This window comes from Pseudothauera hydrothermalis (assembly GCF_003345255.1).
In the GTDB taxonomy this organism is placed as follows: Bacteria; Pseudomonadota; Gammaproteobacteria; order Burkholderiales; family Rhodocyclaceae; genus Pseudothauera; species Pseudothauera hydrothermalis.
Genome location: NZ_CP029331.1, coordinates 221,274 through 237,884 on the forward strand (window position 1 = coordinate 221,274; position 16,611 = coordinate 237,884).

Annotated in this window: 18 protein-coding genes and 1 pseudogene; all 19 read right to left on the reverse strand. The window is 67.0% G+C overall.

Annotation, left to right across the window (positions count from 1 at the left end):
• Positions 1-62: 62 nt before the first annotated feature.
• A pseudogene (locus DIE29_RS14965) lies at positions 63-194 on the reverse strand (hypothetical protein); the annotation flags it as partial.
• A gap of 153 nt (positions 195-347) precedes the next feature.
• Positions 348-1,823 (reverse strand): sigma-54-dependent transcriptional regulator, encoded by a 1,476-nt coding sequence (locus tag DIE29_RS01010; protein WP_114648946.1) that lies wholly within the window; start codon positions 1,821-1,823, stop codon positions 348-350.
• A complete protein-coding gene (locus DIE29_RS01015; protein ID WP_114648947.1) occupies positions 1,820-3,550 on the reverse strand; it encodes a hydrogenase maturation protein in 1,731 nt (576 codons plus the stop codon). Before DIE29_RS01015 ends, DIE29_RS01010 begins: the two co-directional genes overlap by 4 nt.
• A gap of 18 nt (positions 3,551-3,568) precedes the next feature.
• Positions 3,569-4,615 (reverse strand): hydrogenase expression/formation protein HypE, encoded by a 1,047-nt coding sequence (gene hypE, locus DIE29_RS01020; RefSeq protein ID WP_114648948.1) that lies wholly within the window; start codon positions 4,613-4,615, stop codon positions 3,569-3,571.
• Positions 4,612-5,787, reverse strand: a complete 1,176-nt coding sequence (gene hypD / locus DIE29_RS01025) for a hydrogenase formation protein HypD (RefSeq protein WP_114648949.1) — start codon at positions 5,785-5,787, stop codon at positions 4,612-4,614. The genes hypE and hypD overlap by 4 nt, the downstream gene beginning before the upstream one ends.
• Complete coding sequence (locus DIE29_RS01030) at positions 5,784-6,032, reverse strand: HypC/HybG/HupF family hydrogenase formation chaperone (protein ID WP_114648950.1); 249 nt, start codon at positions 6,030-6,032, stop codon at positions 5,784-5,786. Before DIE29_RS01030 ends, hypD begins: the two co-directional genes overlap by 4 nt.
• A 3-nt stretch (positions 6,033-6,035) precedes the next feature.
• Positions 6,036-7,139, reverse strand: coding sequence for a Kae1-like domain-containing protein (locus DIE29_RS01035; RefSeq protein ID WP_114648951.1), 1,104 nt, complete (start codon positions 7,137-7,139; stop codon positions 6,036-6,038).
• Positions 7,126-8,031: a hydrogenase nickel incorporation protein HypB gene (gene hypB / locus DIE29_RS01040; protein ID WP_114648952.1), complete on the reverse strand. Its 906-nt coding sequence runs from the start codon at positions 8,029-8,031 to the stop codon at positions 7,126-7,128. The genes DIE29_RS01035 and hypB overlap by 14 nt, the downstream gene beginning before the upstream one ends.
• Before the next feature lie 5 nt (positions 8,032-8,036).
• Entirely contained in the window at positions 8,037-8,378 is a 342-nt protein-coding gene (gene hypA / locus DIE29_RS01045) for a hydrogenase maturation nickel metallochaperone HypA (RefSeq protein ID WP_114648953.1), read from the reverse strand.
• Positions 8,371-9,501, reverse strand: coding sequence for a nickel-dependent hydrogenase large subunit (locus tag DIE29_RS01050; protein WP_114648954.1), 1,131 nt, complete (start codon positions 9,499-9,501; stop codon positions 8,371-8,373). The genes hypA and DIE29_RS01050 overlap by 8 nt, the downstream gene beginning before the upstream one ends.
• A complete protein-coding gene (hybE, locus tag DIE29_RS01055; protein ID WP_237269484.1) occupies positions 9,498-9,944 on the reverse strand; it encodes a [NiFe]-hydrogenase assembly chaperone HybE in 447 nt (148 codons plus the stop codon). Before hybE ends, DIE29_RS01050 begins: the two co-directional genes overlap by 4 nt.
• Positions 9,945-10,027: 83 nt before the next feature.
• Positions 10,028-10,249, reverse strand: coding sequence for a rubredoxin (locus tag DIE29_RS01060; RefSeq protein WP_237269485.1), 222 nt, complete (start codon positions 10,247-10,249; stop codon positions 10,028-10,030).
• On the reverse strand, positions 10,230-11,138 hold the full coding sequence (locus tag DIE29_RS01065; protein WP_114648956.1) for a hydrogenase expression/formation protein: 909 nt from the start codon (positions 11,136-11,138) through the stop codon (positions 10,230-10,232). The genes DIE29_RS01060 and DIE29_RS01065 overlap by 20 nt, the downstream gene beginning before the upstream one ends.
• 14 nt (positions 11,139-11,152) lie before the next feature.
• Positions 11,153-11,584, reverse strand: a complete 432-nt coding sequence (locus DIE29_RS01070) for a thioredoxin domain-containing protein (protein WP_102040633.1) — start codon at positions 11,582-11,584, stop codon at positions 11,153-11,155.
• Positions 11,581-11,895: a HypC/HybG/HupF family hydrogenase formation chaperone gene (locus DIE29_RS01075; protein WP_102040634.1), complete on the reverse strand. Its 315-nt coding sequence runs from the start codon at positions 11,893-11,895 to the stop codon at positions 11,581-11,583. Before DIE29_RS01075 ends, DIE29_RS01070 begins: the two co-directional genes overlap by 4 nt.
• Positions 11,895-12,515 (reverse strand): HyaD/HybD family hydrogenase maturation endopeptidase, encoded by a 621-nt coding sequence (locus DIE29_RS01080; protein ID WP_102040635.1) that lies wholly within the window; start codon positions 12,513-12,515, stop codon positions 11,895-11,897. Before DIE29_RS01080 ends, DIE29_RS01075 begins: the two co-directional genes overlap by 1 nt.
• 237 nt (positions 12,516-12,752) lie before the next feature.
• Positions 12,753-13,460: a Ni/Fe-hydrogenase, b-type cytochrome subunit gene (gene cybH, locus DIE29_RS01085; protein WP_102040636.1), complete on the reverse strand. Its 708-nt coding sequence runs from the start codon at positions 13,458-13,460 to the stop codon at positions 12,753-12,755.
• Positions 13,461-13,535: 75 nt separating this feature from the next.
• Positions 13,536-15,332, reverse strand: coding sequence for a nickel-dependent hydrogenase large subunit (locus tag DIE29_RS01090; RefSeq protein WP_102040637.1), 1,797 nt, complete (start codon positions 15,330-15,332; stop codon positions 13,536-13,538).
• 2 nt (positions 15,333-15,334) lie between these two features.
• The gene (locus DIE29_RS01095) at positions 15,335-16,423 is read right to left on the reverse strand and encodes a hydrogenase small subunit (RefSeq protein WP_102040638.1); all 1,089 of its coding nucleotides are present in this window, start codon (positions 16,421-16,423) and stop codon (positions 15,335-15,337) included.
• Between the last annotated feature and the right edge of the window lie 188 nt (positions 16,424-16,611).

Genomic DNA, 16,611 nt, shown 5'->3' on the forward strand with positions numbered 1-16,611 from the left:
GCTTCGACCGGCATGTCCGGGTGGCGTAGGATGTTGTGCGGCGCACCCAAAAGCTCGTCGACTTCGAACCCGCAGATGCGCACGAACTCGGCATTGGCTTCGGTGATCCTGCCTTTGTCGTCGGTGCGTGAAACCAGGGTGCGGTCGGCGGGTATTTCATGAGCTTGCCCGGTGACGGGCTGGTTGTTGCGCATGTCTTTCCTCCTGTGATGCCCTGTTATCGTTTTACTCTAGCTGCCGAAAGCGCAAAATGCATCACTTTGACATGAAATGAATCATTCATAAAGCAGCCGGCATCGGTCGATCCGCGCTGGCCGTTGTGCGCCCCGCGCATGCAGCGGAGCCGTTCAGTCGGTGCGCGTGGGCGAGGTGCGCTCGGTGCGGCCCTCCAGACCATAACGGGCCAGCTTGGCGCGCAGGCCGACGCGTGATAGACCCAGTTCGCGTGCGGCGCGGGTTTTGTTCCAGCGCTGGCGGATCAGGCATTCCTTGATGATGCGTGCTTCCAGTGCTTCGAGCCGGGTCTTGAGATCGCCGGCGAGGCCGTCGATGAGTGCCAGCGCGGTTTCCTGTTCGCCTTCGGCGGCGCGCAGCACCCGCGGGCTCAGGTGTGCCGGGCTGAGCGTGTCGCCATCGGCCAGTGCGGCCATGCGCAGCACCTCGTTGCGCAATTCGCGCACATTGCCCGGCCAGCGCCAGGCGGTCAGACACCCGATCAACTCGGCCGACAGCGGGGCGAATTGGCGTCCGAGGCTGGCGCCGATGTCGTCGGCCAGGCGCTGCGCAATCAGCGGGATATCCATCGGGCGTTCGCGCAGCGGTGGGACATGCAGGGTGAAGGCGGCCAGGCGGTAGTAAAGGTCTTCGCGAAAGCGGCCGGCGCGCACTTCGGCCTCCAGATCCCGGTTGGTGGCGGCCACCACGCGCACGTCCACCGCCTGGGTGCGGCTGCTGCCAAGTGGGCGGATTTCGCCTTCTTGCAGGGTACGCAAGAGCTTGACCTGGAAGGCGGCCGAGGTCTCACCGATTTCGTCCAGCAGCATGGTGCCGCCGTCGGCCTGCTTGAATAGACCCACGCGGTCTTCGAAAGCGCCGGTGAAGGCGCCGCGCTTGTGGCCGAACAGTTCGGACTCCAGCAACTGATCCGGCAAGGCGCCGCAGTTTTGCACCACGAAAGCCTGTTCGGCACGCGGGCTGTCATAGTGCAGGGCGCGCGCCAGCAATTCCTTGCCGGTGCCGGATTCGCCGGTGAGCAACACCGGAATGTCGAGCGCAGCCAGGCGTTCGACCATGGCACACAGCGCGTTCATCGGTGAGTCGGGCGCGCGCACCAAGCGCTCCAGCGCATAGCGCCGCGCCAGTTGATCCTGATGGCGGCCGACGCGCGCGGCCAGCACCGGCGCGGAAGCTTTGAGGTCCACCGCCAGGCGCTGGTTTTCCGCTTGCAGGCGGGACAGTTCTGCCGCGCCGCGCAGGGTGAGCAGCAGTTGCTCCGGCTGCCAGGGTTTGAGCAGGTATTGGTAAATGCCCGCCTCATTGACGCCGGCGATGATGTCTTCCGCGTCGGTGTAGCCGGAGATGATGATGCGCACCGCGTCCGGCCAGCGCTCGCGCACTTGGCGCAGCAGCGCCACGCCCGAGGTGCCGGGCATGCGCTGGTCGGTGAGCACGATCTGTATCCATTCGCGCTCCAGAATGGCCAGTGCTTCCTCGGCGCTGGAGGCGGTGAAAACTTCGAAGTCTTCATCCAGGGTGCGCCGCAGCGCTTCTTGTGAGCGCACTTCGTCGTCGATGACCAGAACGGTGGGCAGACGCTTTTTCATGCGCCGGCCCCTCCAGCGGCGGTGTGCCAGCCGGGTTCGCGGTGACGGGCAAGGTGGCGGGGCGTCCAGGCGTGCGGGGTCTTCATCACGAAGTGATAACGGGCAACATGGTAACTGGGGTCAAAGCCGTAGAAGTTGCGCCACATCTGCTGCAATTCTTCGGCGCGGTAGGTGGCAAGCGGCTTGGCCGCCTCGTCGGCGGCGCGGCGGGCGGCCTTGTCGGCAATGCGCCGGTCGATGTCGTCGTCGGCCAGTTCTGCTGCACGCACCGCCAGCTCGTCGGCAAAGTCTTTCACCGTGTCGCCGAACACCCGGTCGATCAGGCCGCGTGCGGCCGCCTGAGCGGCGGTCAGCGGCAGGCGTTCGCGCATGATGCGCACCGCCGCCTCCTCGCCCACCCGGCGCGGCAGCAAATAGGTCCAGTATTCCGAGCCGAACAAATTGCCCATGTTTTTGTAGTGCGGGTTCAGCACCACGCCATCGCGCGCCCAGACCTCGTCGCAGGCCAGCGCCAGAAAGCAGCCGCCGGCGCCGGCATTGCCCTGCAGCGCGGCCACGGTCAGGCGATCGGTGGCCTCGAGCAGCGCCAGACATAGATCGTCCATGGCCTGGATGTTGCGCCAGGATTCGTCCGCGGGTGAGGCGGCCGCTTCGATGCGGCCCAGATGGATGCCGTTGGACCAGAAGTCGTGCCCGCCGGTGAGCACCAGTATCTTGGTCGGCCGCTGGCGTGCTGCATGCACTGCGGCGGTGAGCCGTTCGCACTCGGGCGTGCCCATGGCGCCGTTGTAGAACGCGAAGGCCAGAAAGCCGACGCGCCCGTCGGCCGATTCGCGGTAGGTAATGTCCGGATAGGCCGGTTGCAAATCCGCCCGTTGCGCCAAGTCCGCCGCTTCCTTGGCAAAGGCCAGCGCCGCCGGCAGTTTGAAAGGATGATCCGAGTCGGCGCGGCGGACATGGCCGATCCACACGCTGGCATCCCGCGTGGCCAAAAGCAGCGCATCATGCTGGCGGCCGATCACGGTGCCGGGTGTGGCGCCGTCTAAGCGTGGGCCGGGGTGGGCGTCGAACAGCCGGCAGGGCTGGCCGAACAGGGTGTCCAGCACGCCCGGAAAACCGTCGGCGGCGCGCACCCGGGCGAGGATGTCGCGGGTGGACATAGCCGCCCAGTCAAGGGCGCGATCGGCTTGGGTCATGGGTGCATGGGGGCGCCCGCGCACCGCCGGGTCGGCGTAGTCTTGTAGGCGCGGCCGCCAACGCCCGGCACGCCAGTCGGGGTAGTGCGCCAGCGCCTGGCGTACCGCAGCAAGCGCTGCGCGGGTGACTTCGTTGCGGTAGATGCTGGCCTTGGTGGCGTCTGCGCGCATGGCGAATGTTGCATGCGCCCATACCGGTCCGGCGTCCATTTCGGCTTCGGCTTGCAGCACGGTCACGCCCCAGTCGGTGTAGCCGTGCTGGATGGCGTGGTCGAGGGCGGACGGGCCGCGGTCGCCGACGATGCCCGGATGCACGATCAGTGTGGGCACACGTCGCCACACCGATTCGGGCACCGCACGTTTGAGAAAGGGGGCGAGCACCAGATCGGGTGCGAACAGCGCCACCGCTTCTTCGGTCACGCTGTCGGCAATATCGAATTCCACCGACAGCGTATGGCCGTCGGCGGCAAGCTCTGCATACAGGCGCTGGGTCAGGCTGTTGAAGCTATGGGTGAGAATCAGAATGCGCATGGACGGTGTGCGCTTTCATCAGCAGATGCGCGGCAGCGGTTCGCCGGACAGCCAGTCGAGCAGGCGCTGACCGCCGAAAGTGGTGCGTAGCTGGACGAAATGTTGCGGGTCCGCGGTTACTTCGCCGATCCGTGCGGCGGCGCGCCCCAGCGGGTGGGCGCGCAGCGCGGCGAGCGCGGCTTCGGCATCCTCCGGCGCACAAATTGCCACCAGTTTGCCCTCATTGGCCAGATACAAGGGATCGAGACCGAGCAGCTCGCAAGCTGCGGCAACCTGGGCGCTCACCGGAATGGCCGCCTCGTCGAGCTGCATGCCCACGCCGGATTGGCGGGCGATTTCGTTGAGCGTGGTCGCCAGCCCGCCGCGGGTGGGGTCGCGCAGTACGCGCACGCCGGGCACCGCGGCGAGCAGAGCGTCGATCAGGCCGTGCAGCGCGGCGCTATCGGAGACGATTGCGGACTCGAAGGCGAGCGATTCACGCTGCGCCAGGATGGCCATGCCGTGCTCGCCCAAGCTGCCCGAGACCAGCACTGCGTCGCCCGGGCGGGCGAGTGCGCCGCCCAGTTTGCGGCCGGCGGGCAGCGCGCCCAGCCCGGTGGTGGAGATGAACACGCCATCGCCCTTGCCTTGTTCGACCACCTTGGTGTCGCCGGTGACCACCGGCACGCCGGCAGCGTGTGCGGCAGCAGCCATCGAGTGCACGATGCGGGCCAGATCGGCAAGCGGAAAGCCTTCCTCGAGGATGAAGCTTGCGGTCAGGTACAAGGGGCGCGCGCCCATGACCGCAACGTCATTGATGGTGCCGTGCACCGCCAGTGCGCCGATGTCGCCGCCGGGGAAAAACAGCGGGCTCACCACATGGGCGTCGGTGGCCAGCACCAGGCGCTCGCCGGGCGCGGGCGCAGGCAGCACCGCGCCGTCGTCACCTTGGCCCAGGTAATCGTTGGCCAGCGCACGCGCAAACAGTTCTTCGATCAGTTGGGTCATGGCGCGGCCGCCGGCGCCGTGGTTGAGGTCGATGCGGCCCTGGCGCAAATCGAGGGGGCGAACGTAATCAGGTTTCATGATGCCAGACGAATCGTTGCAGGCGGGGTGGATCGGCCGTTGTCTGGGGCGTGGTCGCGGAAGCGGCCGTAGTTGTAATGCGCGGCACAGGCGCCTTCCGAGGACACCATGCACGAGCCCATCGGGTTTTCCGGGGTGCACACCGTGGCGAACAGGCGGCAGTCGGAGGGGCGTTTGACCCCGCGCAGAATGGCGCCGCATTCGCAGGCTTTGTGGTCGGGCACTGAGCGGTAGTCCAGGCCAAACTTGACCTCCGCATCCCAGGCGGCGAAGGGGGCGCGGATGCGTAGCGCCGAGTAGGGCACTTGGCCCAGGCCGCGCCACTCGAAGCTGCGGCGCAGCTCGAAGACCTCGGACACTAGCGCCTGCGCCTTGAGGTTGCCGTCGCGGTTCACCGCGCGGGTAAATTCGTTTTCCACCTCGGCGCGACCTTCATTGACCTGGCGGATCAGCATGCGAATGGCCTGCATCACATCCAGCGGCTCGAAGCCGGCAATCACCACCGGTTTGCGGTACTCCTCGGCAAAGAATTCATAGGGCCGGCTGCCGATGATGGTCGACACATGCGCCGGGCCGATGAAACCGTCCAGCGGCACGGTGCCGAATTGACGCACCTCGGGGCTTTCCAGGATGGTCTGGATGGCCGATGGGGTGAGCACGTGGTTGCACAGCACGCTGAAGTTGGCCAGCCCCAGCGCGCGCGCTTGCTGCAGCACCAGCGCAGTGGGCGGGGTGGTGGTCTCGAAACCGATGGCAAAGAACACCACTTCGCGGCCTGGCTCGCGCTGCGCCAGCGCGAGCGCGTCGGCTGCCGAATACACCATGCGGATGTCGGCGCCGCGCGCCTTGGCTTTGAGCATCGACAGCCCGTCGGAGGCCGGCACCCGCAGGCAGTCGCCATAGGTCAGCACGGTGACGCCGCGCTCGAACGCCAGCCGGATGGCCAGATCGATGCGACCGATCGGCAGCACGCACACCGGGCAGCCGGGGCCGTGGATCATGCGCACGTTGGGCGGCAACAGATCGGTGACGCCGTAGCGCGAGATGGCGTGGGTGTGGCCGCCGCAGAACTCCATGAAGGCGTAGCGGCGCGCGGGATCGGCCTCGGCGCGAATGGCTGCGGCCAGTCCGCGGGCGAGTGTGCCGTCGCGAAACTCATCGACGTACTTCATGCGGGCGCCTCGCCGCTGGCTGGCTCGAGCAGCGCGCCGGCCTCGCGCAGCAGCGCCAGCGTAGCTTCCGCCTCCTCCGGGTCGAGGCGGGAGAGCGCGTAGCCCACATGCACGATCACGTAGTCGCCCAGTTCGACACCATCGACCAGTGCCAGCGACACCTGCTTGCGCACGCCGCCCAGGTCTACGACGGCCTGGTCGTCGGCAGCAAACGCCACCACGCGGGCGGGGATGGCCAGACACATGGATCAAGCTCCTTGCAAAATGCGCTGCGCCACCCAGGCCTGGCCGGCGGCGATGCCGGCATCGCCCGGCGGCAGCCGCTCAGGGCGTAGCACTGCAAGCCTTGCAGCGGTCAGATGTGCGCAAAGTGCCGCACAGAGCAGACGATTGTGAAAGCAGCCGCCCCCCAATGCCACGGTATCGAGTGCCTGTGCGCGGGCGGCGTCGATCAGCCAGCAGGCCAATGCTGCAGCCAGCGTGGCGTGAAAGCGTGCGGCGCCGCGCGCCGCATCCGGCTCGTCGGCCAGCCGTTCGAGAAGCGGCAGCAAATCCAGCGTGCCGTCGGCAGCGATGCGCCAGCCGTCCGGCTCGGCTCTCACCGGCCCGTGGGCGCGGGCGGCCGATTCCAGCGCGATGGCGGCCTGTGCACCGGTTTCATTCACCTCGCACAGGCCGAGCAGCGCGGCGGCGGCATCGAAATAGCGACCCAGGCTACTGGTCGGCGGCGACAGATGCGGGCGCCCGATGATCTGCACGAGTTGCGCGGCGGCCGCATGGCGGGCAAAACGGCTGGCGATCTCGCCGCCGCGTCCGGCCAGGTGCAGCACTGCGGCGGCCATGCGCCAGGGTTCGCGCGCCGCACGGTCGCCGCCGGGCAGCGGCAGCGCGCGCAGATGGCCGAGCCGGGTACAGGTGGCGCCGTCGACCCGCAGCAGTTCGCCGCCCCAGGCCGTGCCATCGTTGCCCAGGCCGACGCCATCGGCGGCAAGGCCCAGCGTCGGGCCGGCGCACCGGTGTTCGGCCAGCACCGCGGCGATGTGGGCGTGGTGGTGTTGCACCGCGATGGCCGGCACCCGTAGGCGATCGGCCAGTGCGCGGGCGACGCGGGTGGAATGGAAGTCCGGATGCAGATCGTGGGCGATGGCCTGCGGTGGCGCGCCCGGCAGCGCCAGCAGCGCCTCGAGTGCGGCATCGAAGCGCCGGCAGGCGTCGGCGTCGCAAAGATCGCCGGCGCTTGCGGCCCAATGCAGCCGGCCGTCGGCGGCCCGTGCCGGGGTGCTTTCGAACCAGGCGCCGACCGCCAGGACCGCTGCGCCAGATAGCGGCCAAGCCGTGTCAGCGGTTTGCATCGCCGTCTCCGTTGCGCGCGGTTTTGGCAACGCCGGCCTCGATCCAGCCCAGCCAGTCATCGAAGCCCGCGCCGCTGATGGCCGAGCAGCGCATCACCTGCAGCGTTGGATTGACCCGCCGGGCGTAATCGATGGCGCGCTCGGCGTCGAAACTCAGGTGCGGCAGCAGGTCCACCTTGGAGAGCAGCATCAGGTCGGCGGCGGCGAACATGTCCGGGTATTTGAGCGGTTTGTCCTCGCCTTCGGTGACCGACAGGATCACCACCTTGTGCGCTTCGCCCAGATCGAAGGCCGCCGGGCACACCAGGTTGCCGACGTTTTCGATCAGCAACAGGCCGCGCTCGGGCAGCGGCAGTTCGTGCAATGCGCGCCCGACCATATGGGCATCCAGATGACAGCCCTTGCCGGTGTTGATCTGCAGCGCCGGCGCACCGGTGGCGCGGATACGCTCGGCGTCGAACTCGGTTTGCTGGTCGCCTTCGATCACCGCCACCGGCACGCGGCCGGCGAGCCGACGGATGGTCTCGACCAGCAGTGTGGTCTTGCCCGAACCGGGACTGGACACCAGGTTGAGGGCAAACACCCCGCGTTCGGCCAGCAGCTTGCGGTTGGCGGCGGCAAAAGCGTTGTTTTTGCCGAGGATGTCCTGTTCGATACGCACCATTTCGGTCTGGCTCAGACCGGGAGCATGGGCGTGCGCTGGACCCTGGCCAAAGTGCAGGTGACCGGGCGCGGCAGCCGGCGTTGCCGAATCCCGCCGCACAGCCTGGGCATCGAGCGCTCGCCAGGCGCGGGTGGCGGCCGTGGTGCGGGGCTTGGCCGCCGACCGCATCGGCAGCGCTTGGCCGTTGATTCTGAGTTCGCCGCTGCCGCAACCACATACGGTACACATCGTCACTACTCCAGTTCCAAAGCTTTGACCCGCATTTCGGTGCCAGCGGTGGCTTGCACTTGATAGCTACCGCATTGCGGGCAGGCGTCGCACAGCGCCGCCAACGGCACCGTGGCGGCGCACTGCATACACCAACCGGCGCCGGGGATGGCCTCGATCTCGATGCGCGCACCTTCGGCCACCGTACCGCGCAGCACCACCTCGAGGCAGAAGCTGAGCGCCTCGACCTCGACCGCGGCTAGCGCGCCGATCTCCAGCACCACCGCGTCGACCCGGCGCCCCGAGTGCGCGCGCGTGGCCTCCTCGACGATGCCGCGTATCCCTTCGGCCAAGGACATCTCATGCATGGCGAGCCTCCATGAAGCGCACCTCGAAGGGCACACAGGGATTCAAGCCCAGCACCAGCGCGCTGAGGTGGCGGTGCGCGCTGTCCAGATCCGGCGCCTGCCAGCCGCTGCCTTCCAGCGCGAAAGCGCCGGCCGGATGGAAGTTCCATTCGGTGGGGGCGACGATGGCGTATTCGGCTACGGTGTCGCCTTCTACGCGAACCGCATGGATCAGCACCCCACGGGCGGTTTCGCAGCGCGCCAGGCCGGCACCTTCGCCCAAGGGCGCGGCCTCCAGCACCGCCGGCATGTCCTCGGCCAGCGGGTGGCGCAGGCGGCTGGCCCAATCGGACAAATCCACCACGGCGGCAAACAGGCGGGCGGCCACCGGGTGGCCGCGTTCGACCAAGAGGCGCACCAACATCGAATCCTGATGGCGGGCCAGTGCCCCGGTTTCGGCCGGCAAGCCTTGCCAGGTGGGGGCGCGGCAGAAGTCTGCGTTCGGCACGCCGGCAAGCACTGCCGCCCAGTCGGCGGCGCCGAGACAGGGCAGCAGGGTGGCCATGCCGCGCGGCGGGGCGTAGCTGCCCATCTCCAGCAGGTCGCCGAGCGCGGCGCCCACCGAACCACCGCGCCGCGCGCGGCTGGCAAATTCGGCCAGGCTGGAGGGTTCGCGCGCTACGGTGAAGAAGCCGGCGAGCAGCTCCGCGGCCACCAGATCGAGGATCTGCCCGCCCACTTCACGCGCGCCGTCGGCGTCGTTGCCGGCCACACGGGCGAGTTGGCGGTGCAGTTCGGCAAAGCGCCCGCGGCGCGGCTCGATGCCGAACAGCGCCGGCCAGTCGAGCAGCAGGCGCCACAAGTGCTCTTGCGCAGCCTCTGCGGCAATTGCGCGTTCGGCGGCGGTGCGCGCGGCCTCGTCCGGCGTCGCTTCGCCGCGTGCCGCGGCCACCGCGGCCTGGGCGGTGAGCGCCTGGGCGCGGCCGCACAGCGCAAATAGCGCCGGCACCCGGGCCAGCGCCTCATCGACGGTGCGCCCGACCAGCAGCCTGGCGGCCGGCGGGCGGCTGTTGCGCGCGCGGGCAACGGGCACGCCGCGGCCGTCCCACTCGGCTTCGATGAGCAACTGGCCGGTCAGTGTCATCGTCCGCCTCCGAAGGGGCCGCCGAGGAGGAAATCGCGCCGCGAAAGCGGCTGCGCAAGGGCCGAGCCGCCGGCCAGCCGCGCGCCCTCTACGCTGGCGGGCGGCGGCAGAGGGGCGGCCAGCAGGGCATCGAAGGCGGCTCGCGCAAAGGCTTCCGCCTGCGCTTGGGTGGCGAACTCGAACACCGGCGAGAGCAGCGAACAGCTTTGGTAGTGGCCCAGGCCGTCTTCGTGGTGGCCGAGAAATTCATAGCGCCCGGAGGGAAAGTCCCACCACTGTGCGCCGCCTACCTCGATGGGGCAAAAGCGTCCGCCGCGGCCGGGCAGGATGATCAGGTTCACCGCCCACGGGGTGACCAGCACGCCCAGCCATTCGCCCAGCCAGTCTTGCATGGCCGGCACCGCCACGCTGAGTGCGGGGTTGACCACCGGCAGTGCGGCCATGCGGGTGGCGGCAATCCGTGCAAAACAGGCGGCCAGAAGCGGCTGCGGGTTGCAAGCGTGAGGCGGACAGGTTATTGCGGACACTAGTCGTTGACCACCAGGAACTTGTACTTGGGGGCGTCGCAGTTTGGACAGGTCCACTCGGTGGGCAGCCGTGAGAAGGGCGTGCCGGGTGCCACCTGGCCAAGCGGGTCACCTTCGGCCGGTTCGTAAATCCACCAGCAGATGCTGCATTCGAGCCGCGCGTCGTCGCTCAGGGCCTCGTCCCGGCCCAGGTAGCTGCCTTCAAACATGGTGCGCGTCATTGTCCAACCCTTGTCGCAGCGTAGCGATCCATTCTGCGAGCCGCAACCGGCTGTCGGCAAAATCCTCCGCCGCGGCCAGTGCCACCTCCGGGATGCTGGTGACTTCGACGGTGTCGAGGATCAGCTTGTCATCGTTGTTGAAGTACTGCACCCGCCAGGTGGCCGGCAGGCCGGTGGCGGTGATGCGGCAGTTGCCGTAACCGCGCGACAGGATGACCACCGGCCCGTCGCCAAGCGCGGCACTCAGCCAGGTCAGATCGGCCGGGGTCATCGGCAGCAGACTGAGGTTGACCACATGGGCGGCATTGCCCGGCCGATGGGCGCGGGCAGCGGCAAAGAGTTCGAAAAGCACCGGCGGGGCGTTCATCACACCGTCGATCAGCGGCGGCTGAGGGCATGTTTGGGTGCAAGGGATGGCGCTGGCTGCGGCATCGCGTACCGCAGCGGGGATGGGGCCAGCTTCCAGCCAGTCGGAAATTGGGCGGCCGGCGGCATCTACCGCCTGGACGCGCCACAGCCCGGCGAACACGGTTTCCTGGATGTGCAAGGCGGGGTTGCCGCGCACAATGGCGGAGACTTCGCCCTGACCGAGGGCTTCATTGACCAGCGCCAGCGCATCGGCCTCCAAGGCAGAGAGGTCGAACAGCGGATGGGCGCCTTGGCCGAATGGCCAGTTCTGCACGCCGGCGAGCACGGTTTCCAGCGTGGCGATGGCCGCGCGGGTGGCTTGCGGGTCGAGGGCTGCGGGCATGGGTGGCGGCGCGAAGGTGTGCATGCCAGAGGGCAGCGGCAGGTAGTCGAAGCCGTCTTCTTCGGCTGGCTGGCTGTTACGGCCAAGCCGTGCGCAGAGGGCCTCGGCCGAGACGAGCGGTATGGGAAAAGCCTTCATGATCGCGGATTCCCTCAGTGGCAGGAGGAGGCGGTGCGTACCGGGATGCCGATGCCGGGACGCCGCGCGGTGGGCGCGGCGAGCATGGCGCCGAGCGCAGCGACTAATCGATCCCATTCGAACATACCTTCCAGTTTGCCCACCCAGGCACCATCGCGCTGAAAAAGCATGGCGGGTAGTCTGGACACGCCGAAGCGGGCCGCGATGTCCCTGCTGGCGGCCGGATCGGCCACGGCAGCGCGGAAACGCCCCGGCCACGCTTTGAGCGCTTCGGGCAGCACCAGCGCCAGGTCCCAGGCTTCCGGGCAGACCAGCGGTTCATCGGTGATCAGCAGCACACTGTCGCCGCCGGCAGCGGCGAAGCTGTCGACTTCTGCGGCGGTCAGGCGCGCAAAGCCATGGCGGCTTACCAGGCGTTCGAGCTGGGCGGTAAAGGGTGTGCTCATCGGTTGCCGTCCTTGCGCAGAAAATCGGGTAATTCGGGTTCGCGTGCGACCAGATCGGCAAAGGCGGCGTCGATGTTGGTGCTGCGCCCGGCGAGCAATGCGCCCAGCGCGTCCACCGCGGCGCCGATCTGTGTGGCGCGCGCCGGGTCGAGCACTTCACGTGCAACACCCAGATGGGTCAACAGCCAAGTGCCGGGCGGCTGGGCACCGGTGAGCCAGAGATCGATCCAGGTCTCAAAGCCGTCGTGTGCACGGCATAGCGCGCGGGTGGCCTCGCCGTGCACGACCTGCATCGGGATGCCGACACACATCAGCGCACCGCGTTGGGGTGAAAGCGCAGATCGCCTCTGCGCCAGGCCTGGTCGGCGGGCGGGCGGCCGGCTTCATAGCCGTCCAGCGCCAGCGCGTGGGCGTTGAGCACCGCGGCCGGGGTGTCGGCCGGATGCAGGTCCACGCCCCAGGCGCGCAGGCGCTCAGCGGCCAGTTCGATGGCTTCGGGCACGCGCGCCCGCACCGCCGGGCTGAGGCTGCCGCCGTAGTCATCCAACTCGGCCGGCTGTACACCGATCAGCAGCATTTGTTGAGGCAGCCGGCCGAGCAACTCGGCCGAGGCCAGCACTTCCTGAAAGCCGGTCTGATGCAGGCTCATTTTCTTGACGCCCATGAAGCGCGGCACGTCGGCGTTTTCCACCTGGCGCAGGGTGCCGGGCGGCAGACCATAGTCGATGGCGTCGAAGATGATCAGCCGGTGCGCAGCGGTGAGATAGGGCAGCAGATACAGCCCCTGGGTGCCGCCGTCGAGTACGGTGATGTGCTCCGCTACCTGCCAGCGCGCGCTGAAGGCTTCGACACAGCGCACGCCGAAGCCTTCGTCGGCCCATAAGAGGTTGCCGATGCCAAGGATCAGGATGGGGTCGGGCGGCGTGCTCATGGTGACTGGTTGGGGTGGGAATGGCGGCCATGGCCAGCAGGGAGCGTGCCAGACGATTGGCGCGGAAATTTGCACGGCAGATCAGTGCCTTGACGGCGATGCGGCTAGATCGCCGCCCGGAAAACCGAAAACTAAGTTTCCAAAGTGGAAAGTAAAGGTTCACTGGTTGTCGGGCCGCAGTGCGCGATCGATGGTAAGCGTCCCGGCATCCGTGCGTGGCCGATCCCTCCGCCGGCGCTAATCCTTGAACATCCGCCAGCCGCTGACCATGGTGCTGATCAGGCTTTGCCGACTCATGATGTCCTCGCGGATCGCGGCATAGACATGCACGATGACAAAGCACAGCGTCACCCACATGCCCAGGCGGTGCAGACTGTGCACCTGCATGCTGTTACCGCCCAGCAGGGCGATTACCCAGCCGAACAGGATGTCTGCCCAACTGCCCGCGCCCAGTCCCTCGCCGTAGAGCGCAAAGCCGGTGAGCATCATGTACACCGCACCGATGGTGAAAAACAGGAACATCATCAATTGGGCCAGCGGGTTGTGGCCGACGTATTTTTTGGGCTCTTTGACCAGAAAAAGGTACCAGCGCAGTTCATAGAACACTTCGCTCCACCATTTCGCGTTGAAAATCGGCAGCACGAAGATTTGGCGGGCGTGGTGGTTGCCGACGAAGGCCCAGTAGATGCGCCCAAGGAAGCCAATGGCAAACACATAGGCGGCGGCAAAATGCAGAAAACGAATCCAGCCCATCAGGTATTGCGCGCTGGTGTCGCCGGAGACGGTCGGCAGCGGTTTGCCGATGAAATAGCCGGTGACCGCCAACACCACGATGGCCAGTGCATTGACCCAATGCCATAGGCGCAGCGGCGCTTCATAAACGTAGACCGCCTTGACCATGCGCGCGCTGCGCTCGGCTTCGAAGGCATCTTGTTCAGCTAGCATGATGTTCTCCAGTGTGCTGCGGCCGGCTGTTGAGCGGCTTCGAGTTTGCGCCGCCCAGCGTGGACCGCAGGCGCGCTAGCGCACCTTGACTTGCGACATTTCCTGACCGTCCGGACTCATGACATGGGTGGAGCAGGCCAGGCAGGGGTCGAAAGAGTGCAGGGTGCGCAGAATTTCCAGCGGCTCGTCGGCTTTGGCCAGTGGGGTGTTGAGCAGGGCGGCTTCAAAGGCGCCGATCTGGCCCTTGTGGTCGCGCGGGCTGCCGTTCCAGGTGGTGGGCACCACCGCCTGGTAGTTGTCGATCTTGCCGTCACGGATTTTGATCCAGTGACCCAGCGCGCCGCGCGGCGCCTCGGTGAAGCCGGCGCCCTTGGCCTCTTTGGGCCAGGTGGTGGGCTCCCATTTGTCGATGTTGGCGGTGGTGAGATCGCCCGCTTTGAGGTTGGCCATCAATTTGTCGAACTGCTCGACCTGCAGGTGGGCGCAGTACAGCGTTTCGATACCGCGCGCCGCGGTGCGGCCCAGGGTGGAGAACAGCGCCTGCACCGGGAGATCGAGCTGGGCGAGCACCGCGTCGATGGTTTCCTTGATGAAGGGATACTGCTGCGGCTGCAAATAGCCCAGCACCATGCGCGACAGGCAGCCGACTTCCATTGCGTGCCCGCGCCAGCGCGGGGCCTTGATCCAGGAGTATTTGCCTTCCTCGTCGAGCGATTCGATGGCGGTCTTGCTGCCCTTGGTGTTCTTGCCGAGCACGAAGTGAGGCTCGGTGACACCGTCCCAGGGGTGCAGACCTTTCGTTTCGTCGGCGTACTTGTACCAGGAGTGGGAGACGAATTCCTGTACCTGCTCCGGGTCCTTGATGTCCACCGCGTGGATTTTGGACAGGTCGCCATCGACGATCGCGCCGCGCGGCAGCAGCAGGTTGGGCGCGCTGTAATCGTTGGCGCGCTGCGGAATGTCGCCATAGGACAGCAGGGCCTGCGACGACAGCCCGCCGCCGTACAGCCAGTCTTTGTAGAAAGAGGCGATGGCCAGCAGGTCGGGGATGTAGACCTGCTCGATGAACGCCTTGGTCTGGTCGATGATGCTTTTGACCAGGTTCAGCCGCTCCATGTTGATCGCACCCACCGCGCCCACGCCGTCGAGGTTGATCGCGCACGGCATGCCGCCCACCAGCCAGTTCGGATGCGGGTTCTTGCCGCCGAAAATGGCATGCACCTTGACGATTTCCTTCTGGAAATCGAGCGCTTCCAGATAGTGGCTGACTGCCATCAGGTTGGCTTCCGGCGGCAGCTTATAGGCCGGGTTGCCCCAATAGCCGTTCATGAAGGGGCCGAGCTGGCCGGATTCGACAAACTTCTTGAGGCGGTTCTGGATGTCGCGGAAGTAACCCGGCGAGGACTTCGGCCAGGACGAAATACTCTGCGCCAGTTGTGAGGTGGCCTTGGGGTCGGCCTCGAGGGCGCTGACCACGTCCACCCAGTCGAGCGCATGCAGATGGTAGAAATGCACCAGATGGTCGTGAACATAGAGGTTCAACTGCATCAGGTTGCGGATGGTGTTGGCGTTCTCCGGGATCGCTATGCCCAGCGCGTCTTCCACCGCGCGCACACTGGTCAGCGCATGGGTGCCGGTGCATACCCCGCAGATGCGCTCGGTGAAGGCCCAGGCATCCCGCGGGTCGCGGCCCTTGAGGATGACTTCCAGCCCGCGCCACATGGTGCCGGTGGATACCGCGTTGCGGATCACGTTGTGCTCGTCGAGGTTGACTTCGACCCGCATGTGGCCTTCGATACGGGTTACCGGATCGACGACGACGCGCTTGCCGGTGTTGTCGAGCGTAAAGCCCTGCGTCTCATACACGCCCATGTTCATTGCTCCCCTTGCTTGACCTCGATGCCGGTCTTGTTGCGCGCGCGCGCCAGCGCGGTGACCGCCGCATGCGCGGCCACGCCGGCGCCGACGATGCCGGCAGCGGTGGCGCCTACCTTGTCGGCGTTGGATTCGATGCCGAACTGCTTGATGTCGGTCACCCGGTTGTAGAAGCTGCCCTTGTCCCAGAAGCCGTCCTCGGAGCAGCCGATGCAGCCGTGGCCGGACTGGATCGGGAAGGACACGCCCTCGTTCCAGCGCACCGTGGAACAGGCGTTGTAGGTGGTCGGGCCCTTGCAGCCCATCTTGTAGAGGCAGTAGCCCTTGCGCGCGCCTTCGTCGTCCCACGCCTCGGCAAACTGGCCGGCGTCGAAGTGCGGCCGGCGGTAGCATTTGTCATGGATGCGCTGGCCGTAGAACATCGCCGGGCGGCCCATGCGGTCCAGCGTGGGCAGGCGCTCGAAGGTGAGCATATAGGTGACCACCGCGGTCATCACCTCGGAAATCGGCGGGCAGCCCGGCACCTTGATCACCGGCTTGTCGGTGATCACCTTGTGCACCGGGGTGGCGCGGGTCGGATTCGGCTTGGCGGCCTGCACGCAGCCCCAGGATGCACAGGAACCCCAGGCGATGATGGCCTTGCAGTCGGCGGCCATCTCCTTGAGCTTCTCGACGAAGGGGCGGCCGCCCTGGAAGCAGTACATGCCGTCCTCGTTGAGCGGCGGATTGCCTTCCACGGCGAGGATGTACTGGCCCTTGTACTTGTGCTTGACCTCTTCCAGGATGGCCTCGGCCTGGTGGCCGGCGGCGGCCATCAGGGTGTCGTCGTAGTCGAGGGAGAGCATCGACAGGATGACGTCCTTGGTCAGCGGGTGCGCCGAGCGGATGAAGGACTCGGTACAGCAGGTGCATTCCAGACCGTGCAGCCACACCACTGGGGTGCGCGGCTTGGTCTCCAGCGCGTGGGCGATGCGCGGCGCGGCTGCCGAGCCCAGGCCCAGCGAAGTGGCGGTGAGGCTGCAGAACTTGAGAAAGCTGCGCCGGGTAATGCCCTGGCGGCGCAGCACATGGTAGAAGGTTTCGATCATCGAGGCGTCTCCCCAGTCGCGGATGCCCTCGGCCCCTGGACGGGGCAGGCATGGTGGCTGGGGGCCGAACAACTTTCGTGCCAGCACCGGCGCTGCGGTGCTCAGACCTTGCCAATGCTGAGATTCGGGGGCGATGCGCAAACGCCCGGCAAGGATCGGGCGCAAAGGTACCTTCCGGATTGCCACAA

Excerpts from the sequence above, each read along its gene's own strand:
- DIE29_RS01010 (WP_114648946.1), bottom strand. The coding sequence starts at position 1,823 with ATGAAAAAGCGTCTGCCCACCGTTCTGGTCATCGACGACGAAGTGCGC.
- DIE29_RS01015 (WP_114648947.1), bottom strand. The coding sequence starts at position 3,550 with ATGCGCATTCTGATTCTCACCCATAGCTTCAACAGCCTGACCCAGCGC.
- hypE (WP_114648948.1), bottom strand. The coding sequence starts at position 4,615 with ATGAAACCTGATTACGTTCGCCCCCTCGATTTGCGCCAGGGCCGCATC.
- hypD (WP_114648949.1), bottom strand. The coding sequence starts at position 5,787 with ATGAAGTACGTCGATGAGTTTCGCGACGGCACACTCGCCCGCGGACTG.
- DIE29_RS01030 (WP_114648950.1), bottom strand. The coding sequence starts at position 6,032 with ATGTGTCTGGCCATCCCCGCCCGCGTGGTGGCGTTTGCTGCCGACGAC.
- DIE29_RS01035 (WP_114648951.1), bottom strand. The coding sequence starts at position 7,139 with ATGCAAACCGCTGACACGGCTTGGCCGCTATCTGGCGCAGCGGTCCTG.
- hypB (WP_114648952.1), bottom strand. The coding sequence starts at position 8,031 with ATGTGTACCGTATGTGGTTGCGGCAGCGGCGAACTCAGAATCAACGGC.
- hypA (WP_114648953.1), bottom strand. The coding sequence starts at position 8,378 with ATGCATGAGATGTCCTTGGCCGAAGGGATACGCGGCATCGTCGAGGAG.
- DIE29_RS01050 (WP_114648954.1), bottom strand. The coding sequence starts at position 9,501 with ATGACACTGACCGGCCAGTTGCTCATCGAAGCCGAGTGGGACGGCCGC.
- hybE (WP_237269484.1), bottom strand. The coding sequence starts at position 9,944 with ATGGCCGCACTGCCGGTGGTCAACCCCGCACTCAGCGTGGCGGTGCCG.
- DIE29_RS01060 (WP_237269485.1), bottom strand. The coding sequence starts at position 10,249 with ATGACGCGCACCATGTTTGAAGGCAGCTACCTGGGCCGGGACGAGGCC.
- DIE29_RS01065 (WP_114648956.1), bottom strand. The coding sequence starts at position 11,138 with ATGAAGGCTTTTCCCATACCGCTCGTCTCGGCCGAGGCCCTCTGCGCA.
- DIE29_RS01070 (WP_102040633.1), bottom strand. The coding sequence starts at position 11,584 with ATGAGCACACCCTTTACCGCCCAGCTCGAACGCCTGGTAAGCCGCCAT.
- DIE29_RS01075 (WP_102040634.1), bottom strand. The coding sequence starts at position 11,895 with ATGTGTGTCGGCATCCCGATGCAGGTCGTGCACGGCGAGGCCACCCGC.
- DIE29_RS01080 (WP_102040635.1), bottom strand. The coding sequence starts at position 12,515 with ATGAGCACGCCGCCCGACCCCATCCTGATCCTTGGCATCGGCAACCTC.
- cybH (WP_102040636.1), bottom strand. The coding sequence starts at position 13,460 with ATGCTAGCTGAACAAGATGCCTTCGAAGCCGAGCGCAGCGCGCGCATG.
- DIE29_RS01090 (WP_102040637.1), bottom strand. The coding sequence starts at position 15,332 with ATGGGCGTGTATGAGACGCAGGGCTTTACGCTCGACAACACCGGCAAG.
- DIE29_RS01095 (WP_102040638.1), bottom strand. The coding sequence starts at position 16,423 with ATGATCGAAACCTTCTACCATGTGCTGCGCCGCCAGGGCATTACCCGG.